Source organism: Deinococcus aquaedulcis, assembly GCF_019693445.1.
Classification (GTDB): domain Bacteria; phylum Deinococcota; class Deinococci; order Deinococcales; family Deinococcaceae; genus Deinococcus; species Deinococcus aquaedulcis.
The window spans coordinates 47,708-60,407 of record NZ_JAHRBL010000009.1 but is presented as its reverse complement, the minus strand read 5'-3'; the positions used below and the strand labels follow the sequence as shown (position 1 = coordinate 60,407).

The 12,700-nt window shown below is 68.3% G+C and carries 16 protein-coding genes; 9 read left to right on the top strand and 7 right to left on the bottom strand.

Going from position 1 to position 12,700, the window contains the following annotated elements; genetic code table 11:
* Positions 1 to 2 precede the first annotated feature (2 nt).
* On the top strand, positions 3 to 752 hold the full coding sequence (locus KMW22_RS11870; RefSeq protein ID WP_221090260.1) for a cytochrome c biogenesis CcdA family protein: 750 nt from the start codon (positions 3 to 5) through the stop codon (positions 750 to 752).
* Positions 753 to 814: 62 nt separating this feature from the next.
* Here the strand turns inward: KMW22_RS11870 and KMW22_RS11865 are convergent, their stop codons facing one another.
* Genes KMW22_RS11865 through KMW22_RS11855 form a run of 3 tightly spaced genes read right to left on the bottom strand, consistent with a single transcriptional unit; the run spans position 815 to position 2,317 of the window.
* Entirely contained in the window at positions 815 to 1,336 is a 522-nt protein-coding gene (locus KMW22_RS11865; protein ID WP_221090259.1) for a DinB family protein, read from the bottom strand.
* 4 nt (positions 1,337 to 1,340) lie between these two features.
* Positions 1,341 to 1,823 carry a DinB family protein gene (locus KMW22_RS11860; RefSeq protein WP_221090258.1) on the bottom strand — a complete coding sequence of 161 codons (483 nt, stop codon included), beginning with the start codon at positions 1,821 to 1,823 and terminating at the stop codon, positions 1,341 to 1,343.
* Positions 1,823 to 2,317, bottom strand: a complete 495-nt coding sequence (locus tag KMW22_RS11855; RefSeq protein ID WP_221090257.1) for a DinB family protein — start codon at positions 2,315 to 2,317, stop codon at positions 1,823 to 1,825. Before KMW22_RS11855 ends, KMW22_RS11860 begins: the two co-directional genes overlap by 1 nt.
* Positions 2,318 to 2,404: 87 nt before the next feature.
* Between KMW22_RS11855 and KMW22_RS11850 the strand changes: the two genes are divergently transcribed.
* The 4 genes from KMW22_RS11850 (at position 2,405) to KMW22_RS11835 (ending at position 5,619) form a co-directional block, all read left to right on the top strand.
* Positions 2,405 to 3,358 carry a helix-turn-helix transcriptional regulator gene (locus KMW22_RS11850; protein ID WP_221090256.1) on the top strand — a complete coding sequence of 318 codons (954 nt, stop codon included), beginning with the start codon at positions 2,405 to 2,407 and terminating at the stop codon, positions 3,356 to 3,358.
* A 3-nt stretch (positions 3,359 to 3,361) separates the two neighbouring features.
* The gene (locus KMW22_RS11845) at positions 3,362 to 3,817 is read left to right on the top strand and encodes a (4Fe-4S)-binding protein (protein ID WP_221090255.1); all 456 of its coding nucleotides are present in this window, start codon (positions 3,362 to 3,364) and stop codon (positions 3,815 to 3,817) included.
* Entirely contained in the window at positions 3,814 to 4,245 is a 432-nt protein-coding gene (locus tag KMW22_RS11840) for a DUF4279 domain-containing protein (protein WP_221090254.1), read from the top strand. The genes KMW22_RS11845 and KMW22_RS11840 overlap by 4 nt, the downstream gene beginning before the upstream one ends.
* A gap of 69 nt (positions 4,246 to 4,314) precedes the next feature.
* Complete coding sequence (locus KMW22_RS11835) at positions 4,315 to 5,619, top strand: thymidine phosphorylase (protein WP_221090253.1); 1,305 nt, start codon at positions 4,315 to 4,317, stop codon at positions 5,617 to 5,619.
* A gap of 167 nt (positions 5,620 to 5,786) precedes the next feature.
* Here the strand turns inward: KMW22_RS11835 and KMW22_RS11830 are convergent, their stop codons facing one another.
* Positions 5,787 to 6,167, bottom strand: a complete 381-nt coding sequence (locus KMW22_RS11830) for a cell division protein FtsB (protein WP_328774681.1) — start codon at positions 6,165 to 6,167, stop codon at positions 5,787 to 5,789.
* Between the two features lie 109 nt (positions 6,168 to 6,276).
* On the opposite strand from KMW22_RS11830, the gene KMW22_RS11825 reads away from it, so the two are divergent.
* The 4 genes from KMW22_RS11825 to KMW22_RS11810 all read left to right on the top strand — a co-directional run bounded on the left by KMW22_RS11825 (position 6,277) and on the right by KMW22_RS11810 (position 8,717).
* Positions 6,277 to 6,723: an acyl-CoA thioesterase gene (locus tag KMW22_RS11825; protein WP_221090252.1), complete on the top strand. Its 447-nt coding sequence runs from the start codon at positions 6,277 to 6,279 to the stop codon at positions 6,721 to 6,723.
* The gene (locus KMW22_RS11820) at positions 6,720 to 7,004 is read left to right on the top strand and encodes a hypothetical protein (RefSeq protein WP_221090251.1); all 285 of its coding nucleotides are present in this window, start codon (positions 6,720 to 6,722) and stop codon (positions 7,002 to 7,004) included. The genes KMW22_RS11825 and KMW22_RS11820 overlap by 4 nt, the downstream gene beginning before the upstream one ends.
* 210 nt (positions 7,005 to 7,214) lie before the next feature.
* Entirely contained in the window at positions 7,215 to 8,123 is a 909-nt protein-coding gene (locus KMW22_RS11815) for an ROK family protein (RefSeq protein WP_221090250.1), read from the top strand.
* A 30-nt stretch (positions 8,124 to 8,153) separates the two neighbouring features.
* On the top strand, positions 8,154 to 8,717 hold the full coding sequence (locus KMW22_RS11810) for an HD domain-containing protein (protein ID WP_221090249.1): 564 nt from the start codon (positions 8,154 to 8,156) through the stop codon (positions 8,715 to 8,717).
* 55 nt (positions 8,718 to 8,772) lie between these two features.
* On the opposite strand, the gene KMW22_RS11805 is transcribed toward KMW22_RS11810, so the two are convergent.
* From KMW22_RS11805 to KMW22_RS11795, 3 genes are all read right to left on the bottom strand, one after another.
* On the bottom strand, positions 8,773 to 9,447 hold the full coding sequence (locus KMW22_RS11805) for a V-type ATP synthase subunit D (RefSeq protein ID WP_221090248.1): 675 nt from the start codon (positions 9,445 to 9,447) through the stop codon (positions 8,773 to 8,775).
* Between the two features lie 98 nt (positions 9,448 to 9,545).
* Positions 9,546 to 10,955, bottom strand: coding sequence for a V-type ATP synthase subunit B (locus KMW22_RS11800; RefSeq protein WP_221090247.1), 1,410 nt, complete (start codon positions 10,953 to 10,955; stop codon positions 9,546 to 9,548).
* Complete coding sequence (locus KMW22_RS11795) at positions 10,952 to 12,700, bottom strand: V-type ATP synthase subunit A (protein WP_221090246.1); 1,749 nt, start codon at positions 12,698 to 12,700, stop codon at positions 10,952 to 10,954. The genes KMW22_RS11800 and KMW22_RS11795 overlap by 4 nt, the downstream gene beginning before the upstream one ends.

The following is a 12,700-nucleotide window of genomic DNA, read 5'->3' as shown; positions in this document are numbered from 1 at the left end:
CCATGCTGCTGCTCCTGGTGGCGTTTGTGGGCGGCCTGCTCACGGTGCTGTCGCCCTGCGTGTTGCCGGTGCTGCCGGTGCTGCTGTCGGGCACGGTGGGCGGGCGGGGCCGGCCCCTGGGCATCATCGCCGGGTTTCTGGGGTCGTTTGTGCTGCTGACGCTGTTTCTGGCCAGTGTGGTCACGGCCCTGAACCTCAGCCCGGACGCCATTCGCTGGGTGGCCGTGGCGCTGCTGGCCGCCTTTGGCCTGACGCTGGCGGTGCCGGCCCTTCAGGCGCGCTTTGAACTCGCGGCCAGCCGCGCCCTGCCGCAGCGAACAGGCGGCGGGGGCGACGGGTTTCTGGGCGGTGTGCTGGTCGGCGCGACCCTGGGCGTGGTCTGGACGCCCTGCGTGGGCCCCATTCTGGCCAGCGTGACCACCCTGGCCCTGAGCGGCGAGGTCACGGCCTTTGCCGCCGCCGTGACACTGGCCTACGCACTGGGTGTGGCGCTGCCCATGCTGGGCGTGATGTGGGGGGGCCGGCGCCTGCTGCACCGCCCAGCCCTGCTGGGCCGCCTGAATGGGCTTCAGCAGGCGTTCGGCGTGGTGCTGGTGCTGTTTGCCGCCGGCATGGTCTTTGGCCTCGACCGGCAGGTGCAGACCGTCCTGGTCGAGCGCCTGCCCGCCCTGCAACGCCTGACCTTCCTGGAGGAAACCGCAGGCGTGCAGCGCGAACTGGAGCGCACCGAGCTGCAGCCCGCGCTGCCGTAGCGCCAGACAAACAGGGCGGCCGGGGCATTACGCCCCGGCCGCCCTGATTTGTTCAGCCCGGTCTATTCGCGCCAGATGGCCCAGTGGTCGTCCAGGGCGTCCATCTCGGCTTTGCTGTGCCCGCCCTGGCGCAGCAGGGCCATGATCTGACCCCGGTGGTGGCTGTCGTGCACCACCGTGTGCATCAGAAAGTGGGCGGGGTGGGAACGGTAGCTGCCCTCGTTCCAGGGATCGGCAAACGGCTCGCCCGAGGCGAGGTGGGCCTGCACTGCGTTCACAGCGGCCTCGTCCCCAGCGGTCAAGGCCGCGCCCAGCTCTTCGGCGGGGGCCTCCTGCCAGCGCCACAGGGGGTCCCCGTCGGCGTCTTTCTGCGTGGGGTCCAGCAGAGGCATGGCATGCTCGCGCGACAGGTTCCACAGCCAGCCCACCCGGAAGCCCGCCATGTGGCGCAGGTGCCGCTCGATGGTCCAGCCGCCCTGGCCGTCACTCAGGGCGTAGTCGGCCGGGGCCAGGGCCTTCAGGAGGGCCTCGTTCACGCGGGCATTGCGGCGAAAGGTTTCCAGAGGCAGCGAAAGGTCGGCCATACATTCATTCTCCTTGAAAGGCAGCGGGTGGGGTACGGTTCCAGAAGTCCGGCGGTTCAAGCCCAAGAGCCCGCAGATACACATATCCCTGGGCGCGGTGGTGCACCTGGTTGTCGATGGCCCCCAGCGCCGCACCCAGCCCACTCAGCTCGCCCCAGCCGGTGCGCTGCATGTCCAGATACCGCGCCTCGGGCACGGCCGGCAGTTCCCGCGCCAGCCGGGCAGACTGCGCCGCCCAGGCCGCACGCAGGGCGGCCGGGTCCTGGTCAGCCGGCTCTGGCCAGTGCGGCTCGCCCCAGGTGCCCGTGCGCAGCCCATCCAACACGTACCCAGTCTGGCCATGCACCTCCCACACCATGGCGCCAAACGGGCGCAGCGGCGGCGCAGATGAGAAGGTGAACAGCGCCTCGTCGGGGTAGGCCAGCAGGGTGCGGGCGGTCAGGTGATGGTGACCCAGCCAGTGGGCGGCCAGCGCCGGGCCCAGCATCAGCGCTCGTAAAAGGCCGGCGGCTCGATGCCCAGAGCGCGCAGGTAGACGTACCCCTGACCCCGGTGGTGGATCTCGTTGTCGATGGCGTAGGTCACCAGGGCCAGCGGCGACATCTCGCCCCAGGTGGTGGGCTGTGGGCGGTTCATCCACTCGGGGTCGGCCCCCGGCAGGGCCGTGTCTAGCGCGGGCGTCTGGGCATCCCAGGCCGCCAGCAGCGCCGCGCGGTCCTGGGGCCCGGGCTCGGCCGGCGCGGTCCAGCGCCAGTCATCGTCGCGCAGACCCGTCAGCACGTAATCGGTGAGGCCCACCAACTCCCAGCTCAGCTCCCCAAAAGTGCGCATGGGGGGCGCCGCCGTGAACGTGAACAGTGTGTCCTCGGGAAAGGCCTCAATGACCCGGCGGGTCAGGGCGCGGTGGCCCTGCCAGTGCGTGAGCAGCGCGTCCAGCGTGAGAACAGAGGGAACAGCGGTGGAGGGGGCAGTGGTCGTCATAGGTGAACCTCCTGTGGTTGAATCTGCCCCTAGCGTAATAGTGATTCCCGTCAGGGTGTGTCGCCTTTGGGGTGTACGCTGAGCCCCATGTACGACCCGGCCATGCGTGTGCTGACGGTGCTGGAACTGCTGCAGGGCCGCGAGAGCGTGACCGGCGCGGAACTGGCCCGCCGGCTGGAGGTCAGCCCGCGCACGGTGCAGCGTTACGTGACCCGGCTGCAGGATCTGGGCATTCCGGTGGAAGGCCGACGGGGCGTGGGCGGCGCCTACCGCCTGAAGCCCGGGTTCCGGCTGCCCCCGCTGATGTTCACGCCCGAAGAAGCCCTGGCCGCCGCCCTGGGCCTGCGCGCGCTGCAGGGGCTGGGCTTGGGCGCGCTGGCCCCCGCCGCCGAAAGTGCCGGAGCCAAGCTGACCCGCTGCCTGCCCCAGGCCCTGCGCGACGACGTGCGGGCGCTGGAAGGCAGCGTGCAACTGGACGCCTCGCCCTGGGCGGTGGGCGTGGAGGTGGAGGTGCTGGCGACCCTGCTGCAGGCCGTGCGCGCGGCGCGCACCGTGAAGCTGACCTACGCCGCGCACGAGGCGCCCCCCAGCGAGCGGCAGGTGGACGTGTACCGGCTGGTGCACTTTGACAGCCGCTGGTACGCCGTGGGCTGGTGCCACCTGCGCGGCCAGAAGCGCTCGTTCCGGGTGGACCGCATGCAGGCGCTGGCGGTGCTGGACGCGACCTTTACCCCGCCCGCCGACTTTGACGCCGCCGCCTACCTGCGCTCGCAGTTGCGCGCCCCGCCCACCGCCTTTGACATCAGCGTGTGGCTGGACGCCCCGCCGGAACACCTGCGCGGCCGGGTGTCGCTGTGGGGCAGCGAACTGGAACCCGAGGGGCAGGGCACCCGCCTGCGCTGCCAGCGCGAACACCTGCACTCGTTTGCCGCCTTTCTGCTGGGCCTGGACTGCGACTTCCGCATTGACAGCCCGCCCGAACTGCACGCCGAATTTGTGCGCCTGCACGCGCGCTGCACCCGGCACCTGCCGCTACACTAGCCCATGACCCCTGACGGCCCGCTTCCCACCACCGCCGATCTGGCCCAGGGCAAGGCCTACACGGGCCACGGCGTCACCGTCTACTACGACGCCCGGCGCTGCGTGCATGTGGCCAACTGCGTGCGCGGCCTGCCCGAGGTGTTCCGGCCCCAGGAACGCCCCTGGATTCAGGCGGAGAACGCCGACCCCCAGGCCATCGCCGCCGTGGTCCGCACCTGTCCTACTGGCGCCCTGCACTACGCCCTGGACGGCGAAAGCCCCGAGACGCCCCAGCAGCCCACCACCATTACCCCGTTGCCCGACGGTCCCCTCGTGCTTCGCGGCAACCTGACCATCACCACCCCGGGCGGCGAGGTGCGCGACGTGCGCGCCGCCCTGTGCCGCTGCGGCCAGAGCGAGAACAAGCCCTACTGCGACGGCACCCACGCGAAGGTGGGCTGGATCAGTGGCGGGGGATGACCACCGAAACCACGCCGCTGATGCAGGTCTATCTGTCGGTGATGGGCGACTTTGACCCCGATGAATTCACGGTGCGTGTGGGCTTGACGCCGACCCGGACGTGGCGGCGGGGCGAACGCAGCGCCGTGGACGCGCGCTTTGCTGGCCGCACGGTGCCCGTATGCGACCACTGGGCCTTTGGCCTGCCAGAACAGCCAGCATTTTATCTGGAGCCGCTGGTCGAAGAAGTGCTGGCCGAAACAGCAGGACAGCTCAAAGTGCTGGGGCAGGCCGTGACGGACCTGGGGCTGAATCTGGAACTGGTTGTGGTGGCGAAATGGGACCCCGCGACCACCTCTAGCCCATCTCTTCACCTGAATGGCCAGCAAATGGCCCTCCTGGGCGCCATTGGTGCGGCACTGGACATTGACCTTTACGCTGATCCATAACTTGACGCTTCATCTGCCCCCTGAAGCCTACCCCGGCCCCCTTTCCGTCCCCTGGACGTAAACTGCGCTATGACCGCACACAACATCCCCGACCTCATTCGCAAGAAGCGCGACGGCCAGACGCACACGCGCGCCGAACTGGAGCAGCTGGTCCTGGGCTACACCCAGGGCGAGGTGCCCGACTACCAGATGAGCGCGTGGCTGATGGCTGTGTTCCTGCGCGGCATGGCCGCGCAGGAAACCGCCGACCTGACGATGGTGATGGCCGAGAGCGGCGACCTGATGAACCTGGGCACCCTGGAACGTACCGTGGACAAGCACTCCACCGGCGGCGTGGGCGACAAAACCAGCCTGATCCTGACCCCCATGCTGGCCGCCCTGGGCCTGACCGTGGCCAAGATGAGCGGGCGCGGACTGGCCCACACCGGCGGCACCATTGACAAGCTGGAGAGCATTCCCGGCTGGAGCCCCGAGCTGGAAGAAGAGCCCTTCCTGCGCCAGGCACGCGAGATTGGTCTCGCCCTGGTGGGCCAGAGCAAGGACCTCGCCCCGGCCGACGGCAAGCTGTACGCCCTGCGCGACGTGACGGCCACGGTGGACTGCCTGCCCCTCATCGCCAGCTCCATCATGAGCAAGAAACTGGCCTCTGGGGCGCACACGGTGGTGCTGGACGTGAAGGTGGGCGCCGGGGCCTTCATGCGCACGCTGGACGATGGCCGGGGACTGGCGCGCGCCATGGTGGACATCGGCACCCGCGCCGGGCGGCAGGTGCGCGCGGTCCTCACCGACATGGACACGCCCCTGGGCCACATGGCGGGCAACAGCCTGGAAGTGCAAGAGGCCCTGGACACCCTGCGCGGTCAGGGGCCCCACGACCTCACCGAACTGTGCGTGGCCCTGGCAGTAGAAGCCCTGGCGGCCCACGGCGAGCCCGAAGCCCAGGCCGAAGCCCGCGCCCGTCAGACCCTGCAGGACGGCAGCGCCCTGGCCAAGTTCCGCGCCTTCGTGGCCGCGCAGGGCGGCGACGCCAGCTACGTGGACGACCCGGCCAAGTTCGACGTGGCCCCCGGCCGCGCCGACGTGACCGCCCCCACAGCCGGATTCGTGGCCCGCATTGACGCCCTGAGCGTGGGCCGCGCGGTGCTGGCCCTGGGCGGCGGGCGTGAGCGCAAGGGCGAGGCCATTGACCACGGCGTGGGCGTGGAACTGCTGAAAAAACCCGGCGAGGCGGTGGCGGCGGGCGAGGCCGTGCTGCGCATCTACCACCGAGATGGACGCGGCCTGGACACCGCCCAGCACCTGCTGAGCGCCGGCCTGGAGATCAGCGAGACCGCCCCCGAAGCCGAGCCGCTGATTCTGGACCGCGTGAATTGAGGAGGCCATGAGCTTTGGGCCATGAGCCATGAGGGAGGACCGGGGAGGGTGGCCCGGTTCTCTTCCTTTCAGGGGATGAGCGCCTGTGTGGTGGTGCCGGCGCCGGGGAAGAACGGCCCCATCTACCCCCAGCGCTCATAGCCCATGGCTCATGGCCCAGAGCCCCCTTACGGCACCCGCAGCGCCTTGCAGTTGTCGCCGGGGAAGCGGGGGGTTGGGGCGTCGCTGGAGACGATCAGTTTCTCGTTTGCCCCCACGTAGCCCTCGCAGCGGGCCAGCTGTTCCAGGTACGCCGGGTCGTTGGCGGCGCGAATGGCGTCGCGCAGCACGCGGGCGTCCTGTTCCAGCGCCGCGACGCGCGCCAGGGTCTGGCGGGTTTCGGCCGACCACGTCACGCTGCGGTACGCCATGTGCCCCAGCTGAAAACTCAGCTGCACAATCCCCAGGGCCGCCAGCACGCTGGCCACCATCATGCTCAGGGGCAGGCGCTGCACGCGCCGCCACCAGGCGCGCCGCGCCGGGCGGGGGGGTGGGGGCGCGTCGGTCACGCCCGGCAGAATAGTGCATGGCCGAGGGAACAGATGAGCCGGACGACGCCTCCAGTCGGGCGCGGCTGCGGTCCAATTTCGCCATAGACCCACCGCTACACTGGGCCGCATGACGGGAACTTCTGAACAGAACGCCGCTTCTGCGCGCGTGCCCGCGCTGAACTGGCAAGACGCCCACCGCACCCAGATTCAGCTGCGTTACGGCGATCTGGACGCCATGGGCCACGTGAACAACGCCCGCTACGCCGAGTTTCTGGAGGTGGCCCGCCTCGCCCTGGCCGCCGAGTTGGGCATTGAACTCGCCGGGCGCTCGGTGCTGGCGCGGCTGGAACTGGACTACGTGCGCGATATCCGCCCCGGGCAGCAGGTGCTGATCGAGACACTGGTGGAGCGCACCGGCCGCACCAGCTGGACCAGCGTGTCGCGCATTCTGGCCGATGGCGTGCCCTGCGCCTTTTCGCGGTCCGTGGTGGTGCGGGTGGATGACCAGGGCCGCCCCGAGCCGCTGCCCGAGGACCTGAAGGGCCAGGTTTCCCCGTGGCTGGTCCGGGCATGACCAACTTTGAAGACCGGGTGCTGTACCAGGGCGACCCCTGGGTGCGCCTGGACACCTTGCCCCGCCTCCTGGCCGAGGGCTGGCGCCGCACCCTGTCGGCTGGCGGGGTGGTGAGCGTGGTGCGCACCCCGTTTCAATGGTCGATGGGCAGCCCGGTCATCGAGATCGAAACTGGCGGCTACATGGGCGATGTGGGCCTGTACGTGCCCGAGGTGCAGCTGCCCGAAGCCCTGGCCCTGCTGGGCCTGGATGAGGAAGAAGAAACCGACCAGGACATGTAAAGAGGCTGCCGAGGTGAAGCCTGAACAGGGCGGGGCCCGGCTCTGGCCCCAGCCGCTTTGGGCTGTGGGCGCGCCCGCTTCACCGCCCCTATCCAGAGGAGTCCTGAGCGCCCCAGAAGCGCTTCGGATAGAGTTCGGAGAAGTTTTTTGCGCCTCTTCCTTTTTCGCCCGGCCGCTGCGCGCGGCGTTTTCTCTCAGCCCGGAGCCTCCATGAGTTCACCTTTCTCCCCAGAGCAGATCAGCATTGGTATTGATGTCGGCGGCACCAAGATCGCCAGCGGCGTGCTGCGCGGCGACGAGCTGCACGATCCCCATCAGGTGCCCACCCCCGAAACCGGCTGGAAGGCCGTGCTGGACGCCATCGCCGGTGAGGTGCGCCGCCTGCAGGAGCGCCACCCTGAAGCCCGCCTGATTGGTGTGGGTATTCCTGGGCCCCTGAACGCCGACCGCACCCGCGTGAAGTTCGCGCCGAACATCTACGGTTTCACCGACGTGCCCCTGGTGGACGGCCTGCGTGACCGGCTGGGCCAGCGCGTGGTGCTGGAAAACGACGCCAAGGCCGCCGCCCTGGCCGAGGCCCACCTGGGCGCGGCTCGGGGTGCCGAGAGCAGCATTTACGTGACAGTCAGCACCGGAATCGGCTCGGGGATCGTGCTCAATGGGCGCATCTGGCGCGGGCGGCATGGCATTGCCGGCGAGATTGGCCACGTGACCGCCCTGCCCGGCGGCCCGGTGAGCGGCACCGGGCTGGACGGCGCGCTGGAAGCCCTGGCCAGCGGCACCGCCATCGCCCGGGATGCCAGTTACACCCTGAACCGTGAAGTCACCACGGCCGAGGCCTTTCAACTTGCGCAGCAGGGGCACCCCGGCGCCCGCCGCGTGGTGACGCAGGCGATGCGGCACATCGGCATTGCCCTAGCGGACCTGCAGAAGGTCATTGACCCGGAAGTCTTTGTGCTGGGCGGCGGCGTGGCCAGCGTGGGCGACTACTTCTTCCACGGCGTGCAGGCAGCGGCCGACGAGTACGCGCAGGGCTTTGCGCCGGTGACCATTCGCCGCGCCCAGCTGGGCGGCAATGCCGGCGTGATCGGCGCGGCGCTGGCCGCACGGCACGGGTAAAGCCCACCGGCCGTGTCCCTAGAGAGCCCCATGAAGGACAACGCCCTGCTCAGCGCAGCCGAAGCCTACGCCCGGCCGTTTTATGCCGAAGCCCACCGCGCCTACCACAACACGGCGCATGTGGAGGCCATGCTGGGCGCGCTGGCTGCCCGGGGCGTGCTCTCCCCTGCCCTCGCGCTGGCGGTGTGGGGCCACGACCTGATCTACGACCCCCGTGCAGGAGACAACGAGGCCCGCAGCGCCGAAGTCTTTGGGATGTGGCTGGCCGGTCAAGGCGCGCCTGCTGAACTGGTGGCCCAGGTGCAGGTCCTGATTCTGGCCACTCAGCACCGGGCCTTGCCGGCCACGCGTGAGGAGGCCCTGCTGGTGGACGCCGACCTGGGCATTCTGGGGGCTGAACCCCGCGCCTTTGCGGCCTACGACGCGGCCATTCGCCAGGAATACCGCCATGTGCCGGGGCCGCTCTACCGCATCGGGCGCCGCAAGGTGCTGCAGGGGTTTCTGAACCGCGAGCGGATCTACACCACACCAGAGTTTGCAGGACTGGAAGCGCAGGCGCGGGCGAATCTGGCCGGGGCCATCGCCCAGCTGTAGAGATCAGAAAAACGCCGCCCCTTCTTCGGGACGGCGTCTCTGTTGGTGCGGGGCTTCAGTCGGCGGCTGAGCCGTGGTTCCCCGCTTGAATATTGGCGCGCTGCTGCTCGGCTTTCGCCTCGATCTTCGCCTTGATCTTCTTCTGGGTGTAGCTGGCTTCGCGCTCGCGCTGGTCCAGCACGCTGCGAATAAAGCGGATGTCATCCTCGATGCCGGGAATGACCACCTGCTCCAGGGCGTTCACGCGGCGGGAGGTCTTCTTGATCTCCTCGCCAATGCGCCGCAGCTTCGTTTCGGTGGCGGCCACCTTCACGATGGCTTCCATCACGCCGCCAAAGTCGGTGGCGGCCTGAATGGTCCGCGCACCCACATTGATGGGGCTGAAGCCTGCGGCCTGCGCCCGCTCGGGCACGCTGATGCGGGGCACCTTCACGCCGTACAGGTTCTCAATCTGCATGTTCACGGCGTAATCGCCGCTGCCCGCCAGACTGAGGCTTTCCACAGCTTCCGGGCTGTCCCAGGCCTTGGCCCCGAACAGGCTGGTGTAGGCGCCCTTGCTGACACCGCTCAGCTGCTCACGGGCGGCCAGCGCGTCCTTGACCAGCGCAAAGAACTCGCCGATCAGGGCGTCGCGCTTGCGCTTGAGCAGGTCGGCGCCGCCGGAGGCCGTTTTCAGGCTGGCCTTGCTGGCCAGCAGTGCGCTGCGGGTGGGGCTGATCTGTCCTGCCATACATTCACCTCCTTCGTCGGTGAAGTCAGTGGTGAGTGGGAAGTGGAAAGTGGGAAACGCGTAGTCCACTCACCACTCACCACCTTCCACTCACTGTCTTACATGCGGTTACCCTTCCACATCTCGTCCATCTTGGTGCCGTAGTACTTGTCGATGGCGTCCTTGGAGATACGGGTCAGCTGGCTCTGGGGCAGCTTGGAGAGAATCCCCCAGGCCACGGTCAGGCTGTCTTCGATGCTGCGGTCCTGGTCGCCCTGGCCAATGAAGTACTGCTCGAAGTCATCGGCAAAGCGCAGGTACAGCTTGTCGGTCTCGGTCAGCGCGTCTTCACCGGTGATGGCCACCAGCTTGCGCAGGTCCAGGCCGTTGGCGTAGGCGGCGAACAGCTGGTCCGAGATGTTCTTGTGGTCGGCGCGGGTCTTGCCCTTGCCGATGCCGTTGCCCTGCAGGCGGCTCAAGGAAGGCAGCGGGTTGATCGGGGGGAACACACCCTTGGAGTTCAGGGTGCGGTCCACCACGATCTGGCCTTCGGTGATGTACCCGGTCAGGTCGGGGATGGGGTGGGTGATGTCGTCGTCGGGCATCGACAGGATCGGCACCTGGGTGACCGAACCGGGCTTGCCGTCCACCACACCGGCGCGCTCGTACAGCGACGCAAGGTCGGTGTACATGTAGCCGGGGAAGCCACGGCGACCAGGGATCTCTTCACGCGCGCCGCCGATTTCACGCAGCGCCTCGCAGTAGTTCGTCAGGTCGGTCAGGATCACCAGCACGTGGTAGCCGTGCTCGAAGGCCAGGTACTCGGCGGTGGTCAGGGCCATGCGGGGGGTCAGCAGACGCTCCACGGCGGGGTCGTCGGCCTTGTTCAGGAACAGCACCGAGCGGGCCAGCGCGCCCGTGCGCTCGAACTCCTGCGTGAAGAAGCTGACTTCGCGCTGGGTCAGACCCATCGCCGCAAACACCACGGCGAAGTCGCCTTCGTGGCCGGGCACCTTGGCCTGACGGGCGATCTGGGCCGCCAGTTCGTTGTGCGGCAGACCCGAGCCGGAGAAGATCGGCAGCTTCTGGCCACGGATCAGGCTGGTCTGCACGTCAATGGTGGAGATCCCGGTCTGAATGAACTCCTCGGGCTTGGCGCGCGCGGCGGGGTTCATGGCCTGACCGTTGATCGACAGGCGCTGCTCGGCCACCACGGCGGGCAGGCCGTCAATGGGGCGGCCCAGGCCGTCGAAGCGGCGGCCGATCATTTCCTTGCTCACACCCAGGCGGGCCACGTCTTCCACGAGGCTCACGCTGGCGGTGGCGAGGTCTAGACCACGGGTTTCTTCGAACACCTGAATCACGGCGTTCTGGTCGGTCACCGAGATGACCTGACCGCCGCGCGTACGCCCGGAGGCGTCCTTGATGTTCACGATGGCGCCGTACGCGAGGTCCGAAGCCGCGTTCACGAACAGCAGCGGACCGGAGATGTACGCGACGTCGTTGTATTCCTTCTGGAGAAGGGTCACGCTTTCACTCCCTTGAAGGTGGTGTGCAGCTCGTCCATCACGCCTTCACCGTAGGCGATGAACTCGCTTTCCGGGGTGTAGCGGGCGCGGGCCAGCTTCTCGATGACAGGGTTCTGGATGATCTCGTCGATGGTCGCGCCACTCTTCAGGGCGGCGTCGGCCTCGTCGTAGAACTTCAGGAACATCTTCATCAGGCCGTAGTTCTTGGGCATGGAGGCCGAGGCGTCCACCGGGTCAAAGCCGTTCTGCTGCAGGAAGTCTTGGCGCAGCATGCGGCCCGTCTCGATGATCAGACGCTCGTTGTCCTGCAGCGCGTCGGGACCGACGAGCTGCACCACTTCCTGCAAGCTGGCTTCCTGCTGCAGCAGGTTGCCGATGCGCTGACGCAGCTCGGGGAAGTCCTGGCCCACGTTCTCGCGGTACCACTTGTCCAGGATCGGCGTGAACAGGCTGTAGGAGCCGTTCCAGTTGATCGCGGGGAAGTGGCGGCGGCGCGCCAGACCAGCGTCCAGACGCCAGAAGGCGCCGGTAATACGCAGGGTGGCCTGGGTCACGGGCTCGGACATGTCGCCGCCGGCGGGGCTCACGGCGCCGATCACGGACACCGCGCCGTCTTCACCGGCCAGAGTCTTGACGGCCCCGGCGCGCTCGTAGAAGGCCGCCAGCTTGGCGCCCAGGTAGGGCGGGTAGCCTTCTTCGGCGGGCATTTCTTCCAGACGCGAGGAGATTTCGCGCAGCGCCTCGGCCCAGCGGCTGGTGGAGTCGGCCATCAGGGACACCGAGTAGCCTTGGTCGCGGAAGTACTCGGCCAGCGTGATGCCGGTGTACACGCTCGCTTCACGGGCGGCCACGGGCATATTGGAGGTGTTGGCGATCAGGATCGTGCGGTGCATGAGGGGCCCGCCGGTCTTGGGGTCTTCCAGTTCCGGGAACTCCACCAGCACGTCGGTCATCTCGTTGCCGCGCTCGCCGCAGCCCACGTACACCACGATGTCGGCGTTGCCGTACTTGGCCACCGACTGCTGGGTCACGGTCTTGCCCGAACCGAAGGGGCCCGGGATCGCGGCGGCGCCACCCATGACCAGGGGGAACAGCACGTCCAGAATGCGCATCCCGGTGAGGAACGGCAGGCTGGGGTCCAGCTTCTTGGTCACGGGACGGGGCGCGCGCACGGGCCAGTAGTGGGCCAGGCGCAGCGGGGTACCGTCTTCCAGTTCCGCAATGGTGTCGTCGATGGTGTACTCACCGGCCGGCACGACCATGCGCAGCTTGCCCGCCTTGTCGGGGGGCGTCAGGATCTTGTGCGTAAAGGAGAACTCGGGCACGGTGCCCAGGATGGTGCCGCCCTGGACGGTGTCGCCGGCCTGCACGCTGGGCGTGAAGGCCCACTTCTGGGTGCGGTTGAGGCTGCTCACTTCGATGCCGCGCGCGATAAAGTCGCCCGAGGCTTCGCGGATCTTGTCAAGCGGGCGCTGAATGCCGTCGTAGATGCCGTTGAGCATCCCCGGCCCCAGCTCCACGCTGAGGGGCAGACCGGTGGTTTCCACAGGCTCACCCACGGTCAGGCCGCTGGTGTCTTCGTACACCTGCACGAAGGCGGTGTTGCCGTCGAGGCGAATAATCTCGCCCACGAGGCGCTCCTTGCCCACGCGCACGATGTCGTACATTTTGGCACCGTACATACCGTCCGCAATCACGGCCGGCCCGGCGATGCTCTGCACGACGCCCTTTTGCTGTTGCGTCAT

What these genes read in the sequence shown, in the direction of transcription:
- KMW22_RS11870 (WP_221090260.1), top strand. Translation starts at nt 3, where the DNA reads ATGCTGCTGCTCCTGGTGGCGTTTGTGGGCGGCCTGCTCACGGTGCTG.
- KMW22_RS11865 (WP_221090259.1), bottom strand. Translation starts at nt 1,336, where the DNA reads ATGGCCGACCTTTCGCTGCCTCTGGAAACCTTTCGCCGCAATGCCCGC.
- KMW22_RS11860 (WP_221090258.1), bottom strand. Translation starts at nt 1,823, where the DNA reads ATGCTGGGCCCGGCGCTGGCCGCCCACTGGCTGGGTCACCATCACCTG.
- KMW22_RS11855 (WP_221090257.1), bottom strand. Translation starts at nt 2,317, where the DNA reads ATGACGACCACTGCCCCCTCCACCGCTGTTCCCTCTGTTCTCACGCTG.
- KMW22_RS11850 (WP_221090256.1), top strand. Translation starts at nt 2,405, where the DNA reads ATGTACGACCCGGCCATGCGTGTGCTGACGGTGCTGGAACTGCTGCAG.
- KMW22_RS11845 (WP_221090255.1), top strand. Translation starts at nt 3,362, where the DNA reads ATGACCCCTGACGGCCCGCTTCCCACCACCGCCGATCTGGCCCAGGGC.
- KMW22_RS11840 (WP_221090254.1), top strand. Translation starts at nt 3,814, where the DNA reads ATGACCACCGAAACCACGCCGCTGATGCAGGTCTATCTGTCGGTGATG.
- KMW22_RS11835 (WP_221090253.1), top strand. Translation starts at nt 4,315, where the DNA reads ATGACCGCACACAACATCCCCGACCTCATTCGCAAGAAGCGCGACGGC.
- KMW22_RS11825 (WP_221090252.1), top strand. Translation starts at nt 6,277, where the DNA reads ATGACGGGAACTTCTGAACAGAACGCCGCTTCTGCGCGCGTGCCCGCG.
- KMW22_RS11820 (WP_221090251.1), top strand. Translation starts at nt 6,720, where the DNA reads ATGACCAACTTTGAAGACCGGGTGCTGTACCAGGGCGACCCCTGGGTG.
- KMW22_RS11815 (WP_221090250.1), top strand. Translation starts at nt 7,215, where the DNA reads ATGAGTTCACCTTTCTCCCCAGAGCAGATCAGCATTGGTATTGATGTC.
- KMW22_RS11810 (WP_221090249.1), top strand. Translation starts at nt 8,154, where the DNA reads ATGAAGGACAACGCCCTGCTCAGCGCAGCCGAAGCCTACGCCCGGCCG.
- KMW22_RS11805 (WP_221090248.1), bottom strand. Translation starts at nt 9,447, where the DNA reads ATGGCAGGACAGATCAGCCCCACCCGCAGCGCACTGCTGGCCAGCAAG.
- KMW22_RS11795 (WP_221090246.1), bottom strand. Translation starts at nt 12,700, where the DNA reads ATGACGCAACAGCAAAAGGGCGTCGTGCAGAGCATCGCCGGGCCGGCC.